20 protein-coding genes are annotated in these 20,000 nt (G+C 41.4%); 7 read left to right on the top strand and 13 right to left on the bottom strand.

The window, feature by feature from the left end:
• The first annotated feature begins 80 nt into the window (after positions 1-80).
• Positions 81-1,049, top strand: a complete 969-nt coding sequence (locus AC2IOM_RS01785) for a PstS family phosphate ABC transporter substrate-binding protein (protein WP_100912683.1) — start codon at positions 81-83, stop codon at positions 1,047-1,049.
• A gap of 66 nt (positions 1,050-1,115) precedes the next feature.
• Here AC2IOM_RS01785 and AC2IOM_RS01780 read toward each other — a convergent pair whose 3' ends face one another.
• The 8 genes from AC2IOM_RS01780 to sfsA all read right to left on the bottom strand — a co-directional run bounded on the left by AC2IOM_RS01780 (position 1,116) and on the right by sfsA (position 7,380).
• The gene (locus AC2IOM_RS01780) at positions 1,116-1,352 is read right to left on the bottom strand and encodes a hypothetical protein (RefSeq protein ID WP_010560994.1); all 237 of its coding nucleotides are present in this window, start codon (positions 1,350-1,352) and stop codon (positions 1,116-1,118) included.
• Positions 1,353-1,400: 48 nt separating this feature from the next.
• Positions 1,401-2,252, bottom strand: coding sequence for a pantoate--beta-alanine ligase (gene panC, locus AC2IOM_RS01775; RefSeq protein ID WP_105170938.1), 852 nt, complete (start codon positions 2,250-2,252; stop codon positions 1,401-1,403).
• Between the two features lie 24 nt (positions 2,253-2,276).
• A complete protein-coding gene (gene panB, locus AC2IOM_RS01770) occupies positions 2,277-3,071 on the bottom strand; it encodes a 3-methyl-2-oxobutanoate hydroxymethyltransferase (protein ID WP_100912685.1) in 795 nt (264 codons plus the stop codon).
• 24 nt (positions 3,072-3,095) lie between these two features.
• Complete coding sequence (gene folK, locus AC2IOM_RS01765; RefSeq protein WP_486358937.1) at positions 3,096-3,599, bottom strand: 2-amino-4-hydroxy-6-hydroxymethyldihydropteridine diphosphokinase; 504 nt, start codon at positions 3,597-3,599, stop codon at positions 3,096-3,098.
• Positions 3,592-4,965 carry a polynucleotide adenylyltransferase PcnB gene (gene pcnB, locus AC2IOM_RS01760; RefSeq protein WP_486359568.1) on the bottom strand — a complete coding sequence of 458 codons (1,374 nt, stop codon included), beginning with the start codon at positions 4,963-4,965 and terminating at the stop codon, positions 3,592-3,594. The genes folK and pcnB overlap by 8 nt, the downstream gene beginning before the upstream one ends.
• 164 nt (positions 4,966-5,129) lie before the next feature.
• Positions 5,130-6,056: a tRNA glutamyl-Q(34) synthetase GluQRS gene (gene gluQRS / locus AC2IOM_RS01755; RefSeq protein ID WP_486358936.1), complete on the bottom strand. Its 927-nt coding sequence runs from the start codon at positions 6,054-6,056 to the stop codon at positions 5,130-5,132.
• Positions 6,057-6,066: 10 nt separating this feature from the next.
• A complete protein-coding gene (gene dksA / locus AC2IOM_RS01750; protein WP_010560988.1) occupies positions 6,067-6,507 on the bottom strand; it encodes an RNA polymerase-binding protein DksA in 441 nt (146 codons plus the stop codon).
• Positions 6,508-6,669: 162 nt separating this feature from the next.
• The gene (gene sfsA / locus AC2IOM_RS01745; RefSeq protein WP_486358935.1) at positions 6,670-7,380 is read right to left on the bottom strand and encodes a DNA/RNA nuclease SfsA; all 711 of its coding nucleotides are present in this window, start codon (positions 7,378-7,380) and stop codon (positions 6,670-6,672) included.
• An 86-nt stretch (positions 7,381-7,466) separates the two neighbouring features.
• Here sfsA and pepB point away from each other — a divergent pair, with 86 nt between their 5' ends.
• Together pepB and AC2IOM_RS01735 are read left to right on the top strand one after the other, a co-directional pair.
• Complete coding sequence (gene pepB / locus AC2IOM_RS01740; RefSeq protein WP_138629038.1) at positions 7,467-8,762, top strand: aminopeptidase PepB; 1,296 nt, start codon at positions 7,467-7,469, stop codon at positions 8,760-8,762.
• 585 nt (positions 8,763-9,347) lie between these two features.
• A complete protein-coding gene (locus AC2IOM_RS01735) occupies positions 9,348-9,917 on the top strand; it encodes a phosphoribosyltransferase (RefSeq protein WP_054981114.1) in 570 nt (189 codons plus the stop codon).
• A gap of 64 nt (positions 9,918-9,981) precedes the next feature.
• On the opposite strand, the gene AC2IOM_RS01730 is transcribed toward AC2IOM_RS01735, so the two are convergent.
• Positions 9,982-10,638 (bottom strand): Crp/Fnr family transcriptional regulator, encoded by a 657-nt coding sequence (locus AC2IOM_RS01730; protein ID WP_100912691.1) that lies wholly within the window; start codon positions 10,636-10,638, stop codon positions 9,982-9,984.
• 120 nt (positions 10,639-10,758) lie between these two features.
• Between AC2IOM_RS01730 and AC2IOM_RS01725 the strand changes: the two genes are divergently transcribed.
• Positions 10,759-11,004 carry a uroporphyrinogen decarboxylase gene (locus AC2IOM_RS01725; protein WP_486358934.1) on the top strand — a complete coding sequence of 82 codons (246 nt, stop codon included), beginning with the start codon at positions 10,759-10,761 and terminating at the stop codon, positions 11,002-11,004.
• Positions 11,005-11,067: 63 nt separating this feature from the next.
• Here AC2IOM_RS01725 and AC2IOM_RS01720 read toward each other — a convergent pair whose 3' ends face one another.
• The 4 genes from AC2IOM_RS01720 to pdsR form a co-directional block, all read right to left on the bottom strand.
• Positions 11,068-12,735, bottom strand: a complete 1,668-nt coding sequence (locus AC2IOM_RS01720; RefSeq protein WP_486358933.1) for an amidohydrolase — start codon at positions 12,733-12,735, stop codon at positions 11,068-11,070.
• Positions 12,736-12,996: 261 nt separating this feature from the next.
• Positions 12,997-13,293 carry a hypothetical protein gene (locus AC2IOM_RS01715; protein ID WP_010560981.1) on the bottom strand — a complete coding sequence of 99 codons (297 nt, stop codon included), beginning with the start codon at positions 13,291-13,293 and terminating at the stop codon, positions 12,997-12,999.
• Positions 13,294-13,426: 133 nt separating this feature from the next.
• A complete protein-coding gene (gene pdsS / locus AC2IOM_RS01710) occupies positions 13,427-15,538 on the bottom strand; it encodes a proteobacterial dedicated sortase system histidine kinase (protein WP_486358932.1) in 2,112 nt (703 codons plus the stop codon).
• 3 nt (positions 15,539-15,541) lie between these two features.
• A complete protein-coding gene (pdsR, locus tag AC2IOM_RS01705; RefSeq protein WP_105170927.1) occupies positions 15,542-16,231 on the bottom strand; it encodes a proteobacterial dedicated sortase system response regulator in 690 nt (229 codons plus the stop codon).
• A gap of 229 nt (positions 16,232-16,460) precedes the next feature.
• Here pdsR and pdsO point away from each other — a divergent pair, with 229 nt between their 5' ends.
• From pdsO to AC2IOM_RS01690, 3 genes are read left to right on the top strand one after another with little or no spacing between them, the layout of a single operon-like run.
• Positions 16,461-17,186 (top strand): sortase-associated OmpA-like protein PdsO, encoded by a 726-nt coding sequence (gene pdsO, locus AC2IOM_RS01700; RefSeq protein ID WP_082428631.1) that lies wholly within the window; start codon positions 16,461-16,463, stop codon positions 17,184-17,186.
• A 13-nt stretch (positions 17,187-17,199) separates the two neighbouring features.
• Complete coding sequence (locus AC2IOM_RS01695; protein ID WP_486358931.1) at positions 17,200-19,260, top strand: VIT domain-containing protein; 2,061 nt, start codon at positions 17,200-17,202, stop codon at positions 19,258-19,260.
• The gene (locus AC2IOM_RS01690) at positions 19,257-19,817 is read left to right on the top strand and encodes a sortase domain-containing protein (protein WP_486358930.1); all 561 of its coding nucleotides are present in this window, start codon (positions 19,257-19,259) and stop codon (positions 19,815-19,817) included. The genes AC2IOM_RS01695 and AC2IOM_RS01690 overlap by 4 nt, the downstream gene beginning before the upstream one ends.
• The last annotated feature ends 183 nt before the right edge of the window (positions 19,818-20,000 follow it).

Genomic DNA, 20,000 nt, shown 5'->3' with positions numbered 1-20,000 from the left:
TATTTTAGTCATTTTAATGTCATGGAAAAGGCTAAAAATAGTCGCATCATCAAAACGGGATAATCAATTGGAGTTACCCAATGAAACTTAAAAACTTAGTGGCTACTATGGGCCTAACTGTTACAGCAATGCTTGCTGGTAACGCGATTGCAGTAGATAACAAATTAACAGATTATGAAAAAACTACAGGTATTTCTGGTAATTTCTCGTCTACAGGCTCAGACACATTAGCAAACATGATGACCTTTTGGGCAGAAGAATATAAGCGTCAGTACCCTAACGTAAATATTCAAATTCAAGCTGCTGGTTCATCAACTGCGCCACCGGCACTAACTGAAGGTACATCAAACTTCGGTCCAATGAGCCGTAAGATGAAATCAAAAGAAATCGAAGCATTTGAAAAGAAATTCGGTTATAAGCCAACTGAAGTACGTGTTGCTATCGATGCGCTAGCTGTATTTGTACACAAAGATAACCCAGTTAAAGGCTTAACAATTAAAGAAGTGGATTCTGTATTCTCATCAACACGTAAGTGTGGTGCAGATAAAGAAGCGACACGTTGGAGCGATGTAGGCTTAGAAGGTTCTTGGGCTGGTAAAGATATCCAATTATACGGTCGTAACTCTGTGTCTGGTACTTATGGTTACTTCAAGAAAAAAGCACTGTGTAAAGGTGACTTTAAAAACAACGTAAATGAGCAACCAGGTTCTGCATCAGTAGTACAGTCAATCTCATCTTCATTAAATGCGATTGGTTACTCAGGCATTGGTTATAAAACATCAGGTGTTCGTACTGTTCCACTAGCTAAGAAAGGTACTAACTACGTTGATGCAACGTTAGAAAACGTAGCAACAGGTAAATACCCACTTTCTCGTTTCCTATACGTTTACGTGAACAAGCACCCTAACAAGCCGCTTTCACCAATCGAAGCTGAGTTCCTTAAGATGGTACTTTCTAAAGATGGTCAAAAGATTGTTGAAAAAGACGGTTATGTACCACTTGATTCAAACATGGCTAACAGAGAGCTTAAGAAGCTAGGCCTTCTATAAGTTAATCGATTAAGTCATAAAAAAAGCCGCTAATTAGCGGCTTTTTTGTATTTAAAATTATATATTTTAGTTAATAAATTCAGGGCCAACTTGTGCTTTACAAGCATTGTGTTCGTCAACGCATTTACGCATGCATACGCCGTTAGTCATGCTTTCGTTTAAGCTTGAATTACTACAAGAAGACTCGCACTGAAAGTTTTGCTGTGCACAGCGATTAAGCCCTTCTTTTTGCTCTTGTGTTAAGTTTTGAGAGCTACATGCAGCCAACAAACCTACTAACGCGATAGTGATTAACTGTTTCATTATCCTTAATCCTTATTATTTTTGAATTGAGTATAGAACTGCTTGGTTCTAGGCTGTCGTTACTTGTAAGTTATCAATTAAACGCACATTTGACAAAAATGCAGCAACAAGAATAACTAAATTAGTATCTTCCTTAGTGGCTAATTGTAAGGTTTTTGCATTACAAATATTAAAGTAATCAAGTGTAAAGCCATGCTTATCAATCGCTAACTTAGCTTGCTCTGTAATCTCATCTAAACTTAACTCGTTGGCTTTAAGCGCCGTTTCAGCGTCACGCATAATCTGATATAGCGCACTTGCTTGTTGCTTTTCATCATCCGATAAATAGCCATTACGCGAGCTCATGGCGAGGCCAGAGTCTTCACGCTTGGTCGCAACGCCGATAATTTCAATCGGCATCGATAAGTCTTCAACCATGGTTCTAATAACCGCAAGTTGTTGAAAATCTTTTTCGCCAAAACAGGCAATATCAGGTTGAACAAGGTTAAAGAGTTTATTAACAATTGTCGCTACGCCACGAAAGTGACCAGGGCGGCTGGCACCACAGTGGCCTTCAGAGACTCCTGGCACATCAATATAACTTTGTGCGTCTAGCCCTTTGGGGTAGATGGTTTCAACGGTTGGTGTAAACAGTAAATCAGCACCGTGCTCAATCAGGCCATTTTGATCGTTTTGTAAAGTACGCGGGTACTTGTCGAGATCTTCATTTTTGCCAAATTGCATTGGGTTAACAAAAATACTAACAACCACTTTATCGGCGATTTGTTTAGCTTTATCAACCAGTGAAAAATGACCAGCATGTAGGTTGCCCATTGTTGGCACAAATGCCACTGTTAGGCCTTGCTGTTTCCAGCTTTTGATTTTACTGCGTAATTGAGAAACGTTAGAAACCGATTGCATAAAAGTAACTACTTAACACTTAAATTAATTGAATTCATGCTCAGGGCCAGGGAACTGACCACTTTGCACATCATCGATATACTTTTTAACTGCTGCTGGCATGTTGCCAGTTTCCAATAAAAAGTTCTTTGAAAACTTAGGGATATAGCCTGCAGAAATACCAACAAGGTCATGCATAACTAGAATTTGACCATCGGTTTCTTTGCCTGCGCCAATACCAATCGTTGGAATTGAAATAGCGTCGGTAATGGCTTTAGCGAGTTCTGAAGGAATACATTCCAGTACTAACAATTGGGCGCCTGCGGCTTCAAGCGCTTTGGCGTCGTTAATCATTTTCTCTGCGGCTTCGTTAGTGCGACCTTGAATTTTAAAACCACCAAATACATGTACTGATTGCGGTGTTAATCCTAAATGACCACACACAGGAATGCCTTGTTGCGTTAACAACTCAATTGCTGGATAAAGCCATTCACCGCCTTCGAGTTTAACCATGTTTGCCCCAGCACGCATAAGCTCAGCCGCGTTGTTACACGCATCAGCTGGGTTCGAATAGGTCATAAAAGGTAAATCAGCGATGACAAAGGTATCTTTAGCGCCTGCGCGCACACAGCGTGTGTGGTAGGCAATATCTTGATTAGTTACCGCCAAGGTGTCGTTGCCACCTTGCAGCACCATACCCATTGAATCGCCCACTAATAAAACGTGAACACCTTGCTCTTCGAAGAGGCCTGAGAAGCTTGCATCATATGCGGTTAAAGCGGCAATTTTCTCGCCTTCTTGTTTCATTTTTTTAAGTTTTGAAACGGTAATTTTAGCCATAAATCCCTCGATTACTTGCCGTTATTAACTTGCTGCAATAATGCTCAAGCCATTTTTATCTATTGTTTTTATTAAATCTGCTAGGTCTGTACCACAAGGTAGCGCAAGGTCCGGTGCAATTTCATGCATTGGATAAAGAACAAACTCACGCACTTTCATGCCGTAATGTGGCACAGTTAGGTGTTCATTATCAAGTTGTTGGTTTTTGAATAAAATAATGTCGATGTCGAGCGTGCGTGGTCCCCAGCGATCGGCTTTGCGTACGCGACCAAAATCGAGCTCGATTTGTTGTGTAATATCAAGGAGCTCAAGCGGCGATAACGCTGTATCAATGGCAACAACTGAATTGACATAGTCAGGTTGATCTTGCGGTCCCATTGGTTTACTGCCATAAAGTGAAGAGCTTGCAACAAGGGTAATACTGGGGTGTGAGGCTAATGCCTGTGTGGCATTTCGTAATTGCTCTAATGGGGCATTTAAATTAGCCCCTAAGCCTAAATAAACCAAAGAATTTACGCGATTAGTCATGGCGTTTTGCGTTATTACTTTTTGCTTTGCGTGGTCTGCGGCGACGGTAATTGCCACCACTTTTAGCGCCTTTATTTAAATCGCTAACCATACGTTTTTGGCTGCCAGCATCTTGCTCTGTATAGTTGTCCCACCACTTTGCAAGCTCTGCCAGTTCAGGCTCAAATTGCGCGCGTAAACAGAAGAAATCTTTTGCGGCACGAAAACGCGGTTGCTGCGTTAAACGGAATGCGCGTTGACCGCCACGTTTATCAAAGCGGTGTTGCAATTGCCAAATCTCACGAGCGCCAATGGTGAAACGTTTTGGTACTGCAAGCGACTTTGCACTTTCAGATAAAATTTGATTCATCGCCATATTAAATGCATTAAATGGTGTTTCGCCCTGCGCTGTAATGCGGTTGGCTAAGCTTTGTAATGGGTACCATAAAAATGCTGCGATTAAATAGGCTGGTGTTACTTTTTTGCCTGCATTAATGCGTTTGTCGGTATTTTTCAATACTTGCGTAACAAGCTGATACTCAGTGCCGTCTGGGTGCTTGTTCAGTAATTTATCAAGTGCAGGAAATAAGTAAGTAAATAACCCGTACTGACGCAGTAAGTGGAAGTTAGCTTCTGCTTTACCGTTTAAGAATAGCTTTAACATCTCTTCAAATAAACGGGCTGCTGGAATATTACCAAGCAGCGACGCCAACTGAAACATCGGTTTCTCTGTCGCTGGCGCAATGGTCATATCCAGTTTTGTGGCAAAACGTACCGCTCGCAGCATACGTACCGGATCTTCACGGTAGCGCGTTTCAGGATCGCCAATCAGTTCGATACGGCGATTTTTAATCGCTTCCATACCACCGGCAAAATCATGAATACTGAAATCGTTAATTGAGTAGTACAGCGCGTTGATTGAAAAGTCACGGCGTTCTGCATCTTCGTCGATAGTGCCGTAAACGTTGTCACGTAGTAATTGTCCTTGCTCGCTTGCTTGGCTTTTATTTTTTTCGCCCTGTTCTTCATCATTGTGATGGCCTCGCATGGTGGCCACTTCAATGATCTCTCGGCCAAACATAATATGCGCTAAACGAAAACGGCGGCCGATTAAACGGCAATTGCGAAACTGCTTTTTAATCTGCTCGGGTGTAGCGTTGGTAACTACATCAAAGTCTTTCGGTTCTAGGCCAAGTAAAATATCGCGAATACAGCCGCCAACTAAATAGGCGTCGTAGCCAGCATCTTTAAGACGATACAGTACTTTTAAGGCATTTGGGCTAAGTTGTTTACGCGATACCACATGATTTTCGCGGGTAACGACAAGCGGTTTAGAAAAACTCGCAACGCTTTGCGGCTGCTGACCTTGTTCTGATCCAGATAAAATACCTCGACAGATTTTTACAAGCTTAGAAATAATGGGACGGCTCCAGAATTCATACAGGGAAAATTAACCGCGTAATAATATACTAATCACCCAGTTAATGCCATGGCTAGCACGCTTGTGTGGGCTGATATTTAGCCATAATTTAGTGTAAAGATTGCGCTAATTTAAAGCGGCTTGAAGGTAAAGCTGGTTTCGTTGTTAATAAGCTGAATTTCATCATTGGCAGGTACGTTTTTTCGTTGCCATGCCGTTATTGCCCATAGAATAATTTCATCGACACTGGCATCTAACAGAGTTTTATTGGCGTTGATGCCGAGGAATTTAAGCGCAGCAATAAGTGTTTGCTGTGGTTTATCCATGTCAATCGCCGCTGCATAGTTTTGTTTTGATAACTTAAAACCAGGCTTTGCTACAGCTAATGGAAGGTGACCAAATTGTGGCACAGGTGAGTCTAGTTGCTTAAATAAACTGATTTGTCGTACGGTAGGGAATAGTAAATCAGCACCGCGCACAATATGAGAAATTTTTTGTGCTATGTCGTCTAACACTACTACTAGTTGATAGGCAAATAAGCCATCACGGCGTTTAATAATGTAGTCTTCTTCTGAAAACACAGATTCAACGTTGATTTCGCCTTTAAAAAGATCACTAAATTGATAGGTTGGTATGGTTTGTTTTAGTCTCAGCGCTTGGCTATCAAATGTAAGGTGTAAGTCACGGCAATGGCCGTTGTAAAACCCGCCATGTTGCTTAATTTGTTTACGTGTGCATTGGCAAGCATAGACTAAGTCTTTACTGATCAGCTGTTCAAGCACTGTTTGATAATGCGCTAAACAAGCGCTTTGATAGCGAATTGATTCGTCCCAATATAGGCCGTAGTTTTCAAGCGTTTTAAGTATAAGAGTGTCGCTACCCGAAACAACGCGTGGCGTATCGATGTCTTCAATACGAACAAGCCAACTACCGTTATGTGCTTTGGCGTCAAGATAACTGCCGAGCGCGGCTACGAGCGAGCCAAAGTGCAATGGCCCAGAAGGAGAGGGGGCAAACCGGCCACGGTATGCCCCAAAATCTGATGTGTTTGCCAACATTTAAGCCAAATTAACGGCCTGATTGTTTTTCTTTGATTTCAGAAAGTGTTTTACAATCAATACATTGATCAGCTGTTGGGCGAGCCTCTAAACGACGAATACCGATTTCGATGCCACAAGTAACACAATAGCCAAAATCTTCATCTTCGATTAGTTGTAATGTTTTCTCAATCTTTTTAATTAGTTTACGTTCGCGGTCACGGGTACGTAATTCTAATGCAAACTCTTCTTCTTGTGCTGCACGGTCAACTGGATCAGGGAAGTTTGCTGCTTCATCCTGCATATGGTTTTTTGTGCGATCTACTTCTTCACGTAAGTTGTTACGCCATGTCTCAAGAATTGTTTTAAAGTGCGCAAGTTGTGCGTCACTCATGTATTCTTCGCCAGGTTTTTCTGTATACGGCGCTAGGCCTGCTTGAGCCAGTAAACTCAAATTATTTTGTGATGGCATAACTGTCTCCTAATTCTTCTATGAATAGAGTCCCAATAAAAGTCGGCGGCTATAAATAGCAGAATAAAAAATTAAGTGCAATTAATTTTTACCAATAAAAAAATTTAGACAAGCCTAATTAACAATAATTTATGCGGTAAAACGTTTGAACTCGTTAACTATTCACTGTGGTGCGACAAAGGGAATGGTTTTATCTATTACAATTTGTTCCGAGCTTATGTTGGTGCGATAACATAAAATTTCAACCCCTGCTGCTAATGCTTTTTTAATTTCCATTGCATAATTGTTGTCAATATGAGCTGCGGGTGCCATAGACTTAATGCCAGTGTGTTGAATTAAAAAGAATAATACCGCACGATGGCCTTGTTGCTTCATTGTCACTAATTCGCGCAAATGTTTGCTGCCTCGGGCCGTGACGGCATCGGGAAAGTAACCTTTATCGTTTTCTTCTAACAAGGTGACCGATTTTACTTCGATATAACACGCTGGCTTTTCGGCATCACTCAATAAAATATCAATGCGACTGTTTTCATCGCCATATTTCACTTCTTGTTTTAGGGTATCGTAATTTAATAATTCAGGTATTTGTTGCTTAGCTATCGCCTCGGCAACCACATGGTTGGCCATGCTGGTATTAACGCAGATCAGATCTCCCGCTAGATTTTGTGTCAGTTCGAGCGAATGAGGGTATTTACGCTTGGTATTACTAGATGTTGAATAATACGCAGTAAAGCCAGAATCGGCGCAGCCAGTCATACGCCCGGTGTTCGCACAGTGAATGGTTAATTCTCCTTGGCTGGTTTCGATATCGACTAAAAAACGTTTGTATCGTTTTATAAGCTTGGCTTGTTGCAGCTTTGATTGAAATTGCATGGCTTTAATCGCAAATTATTGGGCTATGTATGTGACTAGTGTACACTGGGGCCACGCAATTATGTGAACACACGAGAGAAAAAAATATGTCAGATCTGTTCAAAGTTCAGTTATCTCAAGATGCCGCAGCGGCGCATTGGGGTGAAAAAGCCTTACTCTCTTTTTCTAATGACGGTGCAACCGTTCATTTACAGCAAGAAGAAACCCTTAAAAACGTACAAAAGGCAGGTCGTGCACTTGCTAATCAAGGCATTAAAGCAATCGTTTTAGAAGGTGACACTTGGTGCACAGAAAGTCAGTGGGCGCTTTATCAAGGCTTTGTGACAGCTAAAAATCTTGATGCAGTTACATTTGCAGAAAACAGCCAATCATCACTTGATGAATTAGCGGCGTTAAAGCGTGCTGCAATTTGGCAACGTCAGATGATTAATGGTACTGCAGAAGATGTTTATCCAGAAAGCCTTGCTGAAAAGGCGGCTGAATTTATCGGTTCAATGGCGCCAGAGCACGTAAGCTACGACATTATTAAAGGCGATGCATTATTAGAGCAACAGTGGATTGGTATTCACGCTGTAGGCCGTGGTAGTGAGCGCCCGCCAGTGTTACTTACACTCGATTACAACCCAACAGGTGATGAAAATGCACCAGTAGCAGCAGCGCTTGTAGGTAAAGGCATTACATTCGATTCAGGTGGTTACTCAATTAAGCCAAGTGAAGGCATGTTAACCATGAAGTGTGATATGGGTGGTGCGGCGACGGTTACTTCTGGTCTTGCTCTGGCAATTAGCCGTGGTTTAGATGTGCGCGTTAAGTTATTCCTATGCTGTGCAGAGAACCTAATCTCAGGTAATGCATACAAGTTAGGTGACATTCTTACGTACAAAAATGGTACTACAGTAGAAATCGTAAATACTGACGCGGAAGGTCGTTTAGTACTTGCTGACGGCCTAATGGCAGCTGGCGAAACAGGCGCGCCACTAATTATTGATGCGGCAACCTTAACTGGTGCAGCGCTTATGGCGGTAGGTCAAGAATACAATGCGTTATTTGGTTTAGATAAAGAGCTAGTGCGTGAAGTTGAAAACTTTGCTAGCGACGAGTTTGAAGCTGCATGGGCATTACCTCTTGAGAAGTTCCACCAGTTTAACTGTCCATCTCCATACGCAGATACGGCAAACAGCCGTGCGCAGAAAGGCGGTGGTTTTGGCGGTGCATCAAATGCCGCTGGTTTCCTATCTCGTTTTGTGCCAAATGACGGTAAAGGCTGGGTGCATATCGATCTTGCTGCAAGTTTCCAAAACTCTGCGGGTAGTCAGTGGGCTGCCGGTGCTACTACTTGGGGTATGCGTACGGTTGCTCGCACATTACTTGAAAAAGCATAACCAGCTTTGGTAATAAAATAAAAAAAAGCCTGCAGTTGCAGGCTTTTTTTATTAATGCTTTTCAAAGTTTAATTTTCGAAGCTCTTTCTCACTTAGTGTTTTATCATTAAACCTTACGAGGGTTAATGCAACGTAAAGACCAAGCAGCATGAAAGCAAATATCCACCACATATTGGGTACCTCAGTTTATTTGCTTCATCCCTAAAGTCTGACTTTTGGTTAAATTTACCAAAAATATTTTCATACGTTTTTTATGTATATTTTCAAAAGCTCTTTTTTGAAAGCCCAATATTTAACCTAACAGTTTGTGATACCAATTCTGTTAAGTATGTGATCAGAGCTAGCGCTGGATAAATGAAATGATAACAAGGCGGAATTTTTCTAATGTAGTTGTTCTACATTGATAAATTCAAACGCAGTTAGCATGATATTTAACCCGCTAGAATGATCGGCTATATAAGTGAATTGGTATGATATATTTTAAAAGCCTTAAGACATGCTATTTTGATATAAAGCAAGCTATTTCGTTAAATATAAGCTATTATGCACACCTTTTTTATACCCCAATAATCTCAGGAGCACATCATGTCAGATAAGGTTTTTATTACCGCCGAGCAGCTTTTGCAAGACTCATTTAAACTCGCAGCACAGGTTTTTGATGATGGTTTTCGCCCTGACTATATTGTGGGCATTTGGCGTGGTGGTGCACCAATCGGTATTGCTGTACAAGAATACTATGACTTTAAAGGTGTAGACACAGATCATATTGCGGTACGTACATCGTCTTATTACGGTATTGGAAAGCAATCAAAAGATATTAAAGTACACGGCTTACATTACATTATCGAAAACGCTAACGCGTCTGACAGTTTATTAATTGTTGATGATGTATTTGATTCAGGTCGCAGTATTTTCGCACTAAAAGAAAAATTAAAAGAACTGATGCGCTTAAATTTGCCACAAGATATTCGCGTGGCTTGTCCTTACTATAAGCCAAAAAATAACAAAACACCGATTGAACCTGATTACTATATTCATGACTCAGACGAGTGGTTAGTTTTCCCACATGAGCTTTCAGGTTTAACACCAGATGAAATTGCAAATGGCAAAACTGATTTAAAAGAAATTAGCCATTTATTTATTGATAAAAAATAATCGCTAAATAAATAGCATTAAAAAAGGTCGCAATAGCGACCTTTTTTGTTATTGCAAGAATAGTTTAACGACTGGCAAAACTATCAATAAAGTCTTCTAACTTATCTTCGTCAAGTGGCTTTAAGCCTTGCTCTGTACGCTGCACTAAGCCTTGTTCTACTAAATCACTTACCACGCGGCGGTATGCACGTTCTGTTGTGGCAAAACGCTCTGCTTCAGCACTTACTTTAGGATAAGGCTTTAACATTGTCACGGTTTCATCTTGGTAACGGGCTAAGCAGTCTTTGGCAATATTAAAGCTAAGTGGTAACAGCAGCTTGTTTAAGTTTATTTGTTGGTTCTCAATAAACTTTTCAGCAATGCTTTTCGCGGTGTAGAGTGCTAATTCTGGCTTTTCTTGTAATAATTCACGCCAGTACTTTAACTCAATCAAGTTATAGGTTACTTCACTTTGACAGGTCATCGAATAAATACACGGTCTGTCATTAAGCGCTTCAACTTCACCCACTAAAGTATTGTGGCAGTCAAGTTGCCCTAGCAATAAGCGCCTACCGTTACCTACGTCGTAACTAAATGAAATTGTACCACTACGTACTAAAATTAATTTACTTAATGGTTTGCCTTGCTCGGCAAGTAACTTACCTTTTTTTAAGGTATAGCTGTTGCCTGCGTACGACAGTAACTCATCAACTAGAGTTTTTGAAAAGTGGTAATCGAACATATAGTCTCGCTTGTTGAGTACAAGTAATTAGCGTTTGCTGTTGGACAATTGTCCTTCAGCTATTCTATCGGACCGTTTAGCTTACAGCAAATTGGTAATAATTAGAATCGGAGCGATACAATGGTTTGGGAATATTTAGGTTATTTTGCATCAGCATTGCTCGTTGCTTCGTTAATGATGGAAGATGTCACTAAATTACGTTGGTTTAATTTAGCTGGCTGTATTTGTTTTACCTTGTATGGTTTGGCTATTTCAGCTTGGCCGGTAGCTTTTACCAATGGCTTACTTTCCTTCGTAAATCTTTATCACTTAATTAAATTAGCAAAGAAAAAATCAACGACAGCTGATATTAAAGCAGACAGCTAAAAAGCTTCAATATTTAGAATTCAGAGCGCAGTATCAAGACTCTGAATTCTAAAATCTCTATACTTACTTTTGTTGGTATTTTAATTTACCCGCCAGCCAGGTTTGTTCAACTTGAGTGTGGTAAATATCGCTCAGTGGCGCTTTAAAATAATTAGTATCCACAATTATAAAATCTGCCCACTTACCTTTTTCTAAACTACCAATTTTAAATTCTTGGTGAGCCGCATAGGCCGCATCTAAAGTAAATGCGCGTAGCGCTTGCTCGCGAGTTAACTTTTCCTCAGCAAGCCAGCCACCTTTTGGTGCACCATCCTTATCTTGGCGTGAAACTGCGGCGTATAAACCATGAAACGCGTTTGCTAACTCAACTGGAAAATCTGAACCCGCCGCTACACGAGAACCTTGCTTTAAAAAGGTTTGCCATGCATAAGCGCCCGTTAAGCGTGTTTTACCAAGGCGATCTTCCGCCATATGCATATCAGATGTGGCATGCACTGGTTGCATTGAAGGAATAATAGCGAGTTGTTTAAAGCGTTTAATATCACTTGGCTCAACAATTTGCGCGTGCTCCATGCGATTTCTAAGTAGTTTACCGCCACTTTTAGCGTAAACTTTTTTATAAGTGTCGAGTACCACACGATTTGCTCTATCACCAATGGCATGCGTATTTACGCTAAACCCAGCTTTAAACGCCTGAGTAAATACGTTTTCTAATTCATCTTTGCTCATTAGCATTAAGCCTTTGTGGCCAATACGGTCTTGATAGTCTTCAAGTAACGCAGCCCCGCGACTACCTAACGCACCATCCGAGTACACTTTAATACTGCGGATCGCCAACATGTCGTGATCATCAAACTTTTTGCCAGCGGCAAGTTGTTTAGTTAACTCGCTATCTGTTGCACTTAACATGGCATAAATGCGAATAGGTAAGGTGTTGTTAGCTGCGCGTTCTAAATAAACTTGGTAGGTTAAGTTATCAATGCCAGCATCATGTGCTGAGGTAATACCTAAACTCAGCAAATGTTCACCTGCGGCATCAAGGCGTTTATTTGCTTCGGCCTTATCAACGCTTGGCATATGTTGATAAACAAGTGGTTCTGCATTATCAATCAAAATACCTGAAGGCTCTCTGTTGTCTAAGCGGATAATTTCACCGCCGCTAGGTGCTTGTGTATCTTTATTAATACCCGCAATTTCGAGTGCTTTTGAGTTTACCCAAAGGGCATGACCATCAACGCGTGTTAGTGCAACAGGTCTGTCGCTCACTATCGCATCGAGATCTTTGGCAGTAGGAAATGCCTTACTAGGCCAGTTTTCTTGGTTCCAACCGCGGCCAATCACCCAACCATCTGTTTGGTTTGCATATTCTTCTATGCTCTTTAGCGCATCTTTCAATGAGCTACTACTGCGTAAATCAAGCTGACTTTGATTTTTACCAAGACCAATAATGTGGCCGTGCGCATCGATTAGGCCTGGTAGTAAGGTTTTACCTTCTACATCGATTTTTTCAGCAGGGCTATAAGTTGAAATAATTGATTTATCGCCTGTTGCGACGACTTTCCCGTCTTTAATAACTAAAGTAGAAAATTCGTGAACGCCTTTATCTTGCTTTAGCGTATAGCCTTTTGCATTGTGGAAAATGGTGTAATCAGCAAAGGTAAATGGCGAAAAGCTAGCCAAGCTGACACTCACTGCTAGTAGGGCACGTTTCAATTGTTTTTTTGTTGTCATTGTTATTCTCACGCTAAGTGTGTGTATTGAGAATAACAAAGTTAAAACAAATAAATAACCTAAGATTGAGATTACAAATTTGCAAAGCATGCTCGTGGTAATTTGAGTGTGTGTCTCATTATAGTCAGCACGCAATTTCAACAAATTGCATATTAGCTTATGTACTAAAAAATGTTGATCTAATGAAAAGAATTTAACGCCACGAACCGCTTGTTCGGGCGTTAAATTAAGTGTGACTGTTGAAGGTCACACAGTCGAGGGTTATCGGTTTAATAACTGTTGTGGTGTTTTAATTTGGGCATTAATGGCAACTAATAATGATGCTAATTTTTGCTCATTCTCGCAGTTGGTTGTCCAAAGTACAGCGGGTAAATTAAGTTGTTGAGCCAGCTTTAATGCCGTTTCAATGATGTAGTTAAGCGAGTTTGTACAACTAGCAACACCTTTAGCAACAAGGTCATAGCAGTTAATACATACGGCTTGCCATAGCTCTTGTTCAACGATAATCGCGCTATTTAAAGAGGCTAGGTTTAAGTTATTGTTTGAATCGGTTTGCATTACATATCTACTTCACAACTAATACAATAACTTTATATCGTTTATCGCAATAAAAACTTGAGAAATTATTTTCAAAAATATCGGTAAGGTAACCAAATTGTTTTTAATAATTAGTGGGTTAACAGTTTTATAGTTAACCCTTAAACGTTACTAAAAACTCAACGCCTTGGTTTTTATTAGCAGCTGTAATAGTTGCGCCGTGGAAGTCGCAAATTAAACGTGCCATATATAAACCCAACCCTAAATGAGGCTCTTTTTGTTTGCTTGATTCACGTACTGATACCATAGAATCGAATATATGATTGGCCATATCTGGCGGCAATTGAGGGCCTGCGTTAAAAATACTAAATTGCGCTTTACCACTCGTGATGTGATAGTTCACTTCAATACTTGTCTCTTTCTCGGCAAAATCAACTGCGTTGCTTATCAGTTTGTCGAGCAATTGTGCAATGAATTCAGGCACCCCATTAAGTGCATAAGCTTCATCGCTAAGGGCTAAATTGAAGTGTTTATTCGGGTAGGCAAGGGTGTAACCTTGCATACAGCCATTTATTACTTCGCTTAAATTAAATTGCTCTTTTTGGCTATTTTCAATGGCGTGCTCTAGGCGTGTTGCTTCACTCATGGTGGTGAGTATTTTGTTTAAACGCGCCACACCTTCTTTTGCGCGAGCAATATATTTTTGACTAGGCTCATGAGTATTTTGTAGCTCAAGGCTTTCAAGGGACGAGCGTACCACAGCTACTGGCGTGCGCAGCTCATGCGATAAACGCGAGCTCATATTTTCTAAATAATGAGTGTAGCCGCCAAGGCGATTTACGATACTAGCAAAACTGCGTGACAAGTCGCCAATTTCATCGCTAGAGAATTGTTTGTCAATTTTTCCTGTAACACGCCCTTGTGCATCAATGGCTTTTTCTGCAGCGTCGCGTAAGCGCCTGATTCGTGTTGAGATAATGGATGCGAATAAAAATAAGCTCAGCGTACCAATGAGCATAATAGCTAAAATCACATTAAACAGTTTTTCAAACGCTTTGTTTCTTATTTCGCGAATACCGTTAGTGGTTTCTTCGGCAATTACAGCGCCCATTACTTGGTCGTCAATCCAAATAGGGTAGGCCGCAGAAAGGATCACCGCTTTTTGATCGGGGGTTAAGCGCCATGTTGATTTTGCGTGGCCATCAAGTGCTGCATTGATATGGCTGCCATCAAGCGCGGCTACATCACGGGTAATATCGGTAAACTCAGTTGCAGGGCGAGTGAGAATTTTGTAATAAATTGGGTGCAGGTATTCTTCTTCAAATTTCTCCCAACGCGATGGTTTGCGCTTTTTAATGGTGTCGCCCCAGCCGCCATCGGCACTTTTTATATTACCGGCATCGGCTAAAACACGACGATGCTGGTCGACTACAAATACGCGGCTGCCCGCACGTGCCATGCCTTTAATAATTTCTTCAATTTCTGGTGAGGGCACTAAAATCGAGCCTAAGCTTTGCTGCTCGTTGAGGTTAGAGGTGGCGATTTCTGCTAATTTTTCCTCGCCTTGGTCTTTATCTAAAATTGCAAAGCCCAATTTATTACCGAGAAGCGTTAATGGCAGGCGCAGCTCAATATTGTAGCCTTGCTTAGTTAAACGAAAGTAACCTTGAATTTGCGTAAAGGGCATTTTGGTTTCGGCGTCAAAGGCGTTAACCCAACCTGCTTGTTTGGTTGAAATTAAATAGGTTTTCACCTCACCTTCAATATTGGTAAAGGCAATTTTTAAGTGATCGTTACGCTCTAAGCTGATGGTGTTTCTACCGCGCATAACAACATCGTCATCGGTTACGCTAAATTGCGCGTAAAGGTAGTCTTTGTATTTGCCGACCATATGCTTAAACGAGATGTCTTCATCGCTATGCATTGCGTTATCTTGCGTTAAGTAGGCGTCGCCATAATGCCAAACAAGGGGCAAGTAGGGTTGCCAATCTTGCAGCTTACCGTCGAGTTGAATAGGTCCTACAATATTGTAAGCGTAAAGATCGCGGCCTTTTTCAACCGATTCTAAAAAGCTTGCTTGGCTATCGAATAATTTTGGTCTGTCGTGCAGAGCGGTTGCCAAAGCGCGGCTGGTGGCAACTAAGTTTTTTTCTTGTCCTAAGCGTAAAAAGTTTTCCATTTCAGCCACATACTGGTGACCAAGCCATGGCAGTAATAACAAAAAGCTTGAAAGAACAACAACTTTAGTGCGCAGACCAATTCTCATGGCTTATTTTGCCTCCCAGCGGTAACCCATGCCATACACGGTATCGATATGATCAAATGCATCATCAATTTTTAAGAACTTTTTACGAATACGCTTAATATGTGAGGTGATGGTGCTGTCATCAACGTAAATCTTTGCCTCATTCATTAAGTCATTGCGTTGTTTTACATGGCCTGGGCGAATAGCAAGTGCATGCACTAACCAATATTCAGTCACGGTTAAATCAATCGTAACGCCTTGCCAAGTGACCTGCATGCGCTCAGGGTCTATCACTAATTCGCCGCGTTCAATAAGTTGTGCTTGCTGCTGGGGAGTATTGAGCGCCAACTGGCGACGAAAAATTGCAGAAATACGCGCGGCTAAATGGGCAAGGCTGATGTCTTTTGTAAGGTAGTCATCAGCACCCATGCGTAAACCCGATACGGTATCGATTTCGTTATCGCGGGCTGTTAAAAAAATAATCGGCAAGGTTTGGCTTTTTGCGCGTAATGCTTGGCACAACATAAAGCCGCCATCTATTTCATCACCTAGGCCAATATCAATAATCGCTAAATCTGGCAGGTTTGCTAATAACTCGTCTTGTGCGCTGATGCGATCAGCATAGCCTTTAACTAAATAGCCTTGGCTTTCTAGCATATCAATATAGTTTTCACGAATGGCGTCTTGATCTTCGATGATGGCGATTTTTTTCATTGATTACGGTTAATTGCGTATTGGTAGCCGCCACTATACCTAAAAAATGAGCAAAAAATAGAGAATCGGAGCAATTGCCATTTTTTTGCCACAATTGCTCATCGCATTGCCTTTTTTCAAACCAAAAATTGCCAGATCAGCTTGTTTTAATTACTCCAACGCAAACGGTGCAGCAGCATCAACACAAAACAACGTATTTAAAAAAATTAAAACATTCTTGGAGAATATTATGAAAAAGGCACTTTTAGTTTCAGTTATCGCATTAGCACTTAGCAACCCAGCAATGGCCAAAGAGCAAGACTTTGAAAAAGAGCCACTAATTGGCTTTGGCGCTGGCGCAACGGTAGGCGCATTAATTGGCGGCCCGGTTGGCGCGGTAGCAGGCGGTATTGTCGGTATTTTTATCGGTAAGATTGAAGGCGATAAGGTTGATATTAAAGAGCAGCAAGCTGAAATTTCAAAACAGCAACAAACCATTGTTGCACTACAACATAAAACCTCTGATTACCAAGAGCTAGTTGCCTCAAAACAGCAACTTGAATCACAACTTGAGCACATTGCACAGCAGCGTATCGATAATTTACTAGCAATGTCGGTGCAGTTCCGCTCGGGCTCTTCAGAAATTGAACCACACTTTGCTGAGCAATTGATTGAACTTGCTGAAGTGATGAAACAGCAGCCAGAAATTTATCTCGACCTAAATGGTTTTGCCGACCAACGCGGTGATGATGAAAACAATTTAGCACTATCAACTAAACGTGCCGACAACGTAGCCGCATTTCTGATTAAACAAGGTGTTGACCATAACCGCTTAAGCACCCATGGCTTTGGTGAAAGCCAAAGTATTGCCAAACAAAATGCAGAAGACAGCTTCGAAAGCAACGTATTTGACCGCCGTGTAACAGTGCATGCACGACTTAAAGAGCAATCTCAAACCGCTAACAACCAATACTAGAGAGGGGCTAGTAATGTTACCAAAACACACAACAGGAGGTGAAAAAGAACAACAAGGTAAACGAAAAGGCGCGCATATGCGCCTTTTCATTAACCTTGCCATTCTTTTTGTAGCGTGGCTTGCCTCGGCCATTTTGTTTAGCGCGAAAGTGTCGGCACAAGGGCTTATTTTAACTAATCAGGCAGGGCAAGAAGTTGAGCAAAGCGTGCTTAAATCGACCCACCTTGATATTCAAGTAAAAGGCATGCTTGCGTTTGTTGAATTAAAACAGGTCTATCAAAACCCAGCATTAGAAACGCTCAATGGCAGTTATCAGTTTCCATTGCCTGAAAATAGCGCGGTGTTTGCCATGGAAATGATGCTTGATAACCGCAAAATTATTGGTGAAATTAAAGAAAAACAACAGGCTGAGGTGATTTATAAAAAAGCCCAGCAACAAGGCCATAAAGCCGCATTAGTTAAAAACCAAAGCGCCAATGTATTTAAAACCAAGGTTGCTAATATTGAGCCAGGGCAAGAAGTTGCTGTTAAGTTGAGCTTTCAATTTCCATTAACCTATCAAGATGAAGTGTTTAGCTTGCGCTTACCGACAGTGGTTGCACCGCGCTATTTTAATAATCTTGACCTTGATGAAAATGACCCGATTAGCCATTTTCAAACGCGCTCGCAAAGCAGTTTTAATACCAACACATTGATGGCCGAGGAGGCGCCAACTCTCGATTTTTTGCAAAACACTGTGTTAACCAGTTTCAATGTAAACAACAAAATTACTATCAATTTTGATGTGAACTTAGGTTTTGAACTCGATAGCATCACTAGCCCAAGCCATATGTTGTCGGTAGTGCAAACCGGAAATACACAGTATCAACTTATTCCTGCGCCACAAAGCTTAGTGGCAAATCGCGACTTTGATATTAAATTTGTGCCGCTTTTAAATGAGCAAATTACCACGCAAGTGTTCCATGAAAATATTAATGGCGAGTCATTTTACAAAGTGATGATGATGCCGCCTAAATCGGATTTTATATCGCACAGCTTGCCCCGTGAATTGGTGTTTGTGATTGATACCTCGGGCTCTATGGCGGGCACATCAATGGAACAAGCAAAACAGGCGTTAATTTTAGCGTTGGAAAAACTCGGTACAGATGATCTCTTTAATATTGTGGCATTTGATCATGAAGTTGAATTGTTTCAGCGTGGATCCGTCGCGGCAACGTATTCACAGCTGCAAGCGGCTAAACGTTTTGTTGCAGGGTTAGAAGCTGACGGTGGCACCGAAATAAACAGCGCACTAGCAGCCAGTTTTGACGGTCAATTTGATGAAACGCGAGTACGCCAAGTAGTGTTATTAACCGATGGTGCGGTCGCCGATGCTGAATCAGTTAAGGGCTTAGTAAAAAATCGCCGTGCCGATAGTAAGCTCTTTACCATAGCTATTGGCAGTGCCCCGAATAGTCATTTAATGCGCTTATTAGCCAAGCATGGCAAAGGTGAGACTTTGTTTATTAATAATCTCGAGAACATAGCAAGCGAAGTGTCGCTGTTAAGTGACAAGTTGAGTAACCCAGCACTTCAGAATATTCGCGTGTTAAATGATATGGGCTTACCACTTGCTGAAAGTTTACCGACGGCTGATCTGTATTTTTCATCGCCGCTGGTGGCTTATTTTAAATTAGCACAACCGGCTCAAGCGGTGCAGATCGCAGGTGATGGTGTAAATGGTAAGTTCTTAAAGCGGGTTTCGCTTGAAAATGCGATTGCTGCAAAAGGCATCGCCCGCGCTTACGCTAAAGAACACATTAACACGCTAGATTTAGTACACGATAAAGCTGAAATAACGAAGCTTGGTATTCGCCATGGATTATTAACACCATACACAGCCTTTATCGCGGTGGAAGAATACTTTGGTGATGTTGCCAATAAATCGTTCGAAGCGCCAAATATGCTGCCGCAAGGAAGTGCGATGCCTCAAACATCAGGCAATAACGACCGTTTGCTTTGGCTTGGTATTTTATTGCTAGTCGGTGGTTTTTTATTAGCCCTTTGGGGACAAAAAGAGGACGCAGAAAAATGAAGAGTAGGCGTAAATTGTTACGCCTTTTGGCGTTTTGTATTACCGTGCTAGGCTTATTTTTAGTATTTAAATCAAGCTATGTGTATGGCAAAGCGCAACTTGCTCAGTTTTTACTGTGGCAGGCATGGCAAGAAAATAAAGCGGATGCCAATCGCCAGCAAAAAGCATGGTACTACGCCGACGGCTATCCGGTTGGTGAACTCATTGTAAAAAACAGAAATATTTCACAAATTGTGCTCAATGAGGCAAGTAACCGTAACCTCGCGTTCGCCCCCGGTATTTGGCATCACCCAAGCAATAACATTTTAGTTGCAGCACATAACGACACCCATTTTAGCTTTGTTAAAGAGTTAAAGCTTGGTGAAAAAATTAGCTACCAAGCACAAGGTAAAGGGCAGCAGCACTTTAAAGTAATTAATATAATGCATGTGAATTACCGTGATTCTAATTGGTTGTTAGGGCTAGAAGGGTATTTGGTGCTAATCACCTGTGAGCGGCGCAATAGTTTGGATTTAGTGCCAGAGGGAAGGGTAGTGGTAGTGGCAGAACGCGCTTGAACAGCTATTTATAGTGATATCTTGCGCCATCCATGGCGCCCTCTTGTTCATTTTTGTTACACGATAAAAACGAACCAAAAAACGTGCCCCAAAATCAAACTGAATCTTCAAACACACTTTAAATGTGAACATAAACGCCATGAAATAACGTCCCTGTTGTACATGGCTTGCTCGACCGCTTCG

Source organism: Pseudoalteromonas sp. NS-SX12 (assembly GCF_057367955.1).
The sequence above is the reverse complement of the archived record's forward strand: the minus strand, read 5'-3'. Positions and strand labels throughout refer to the sequence as shown.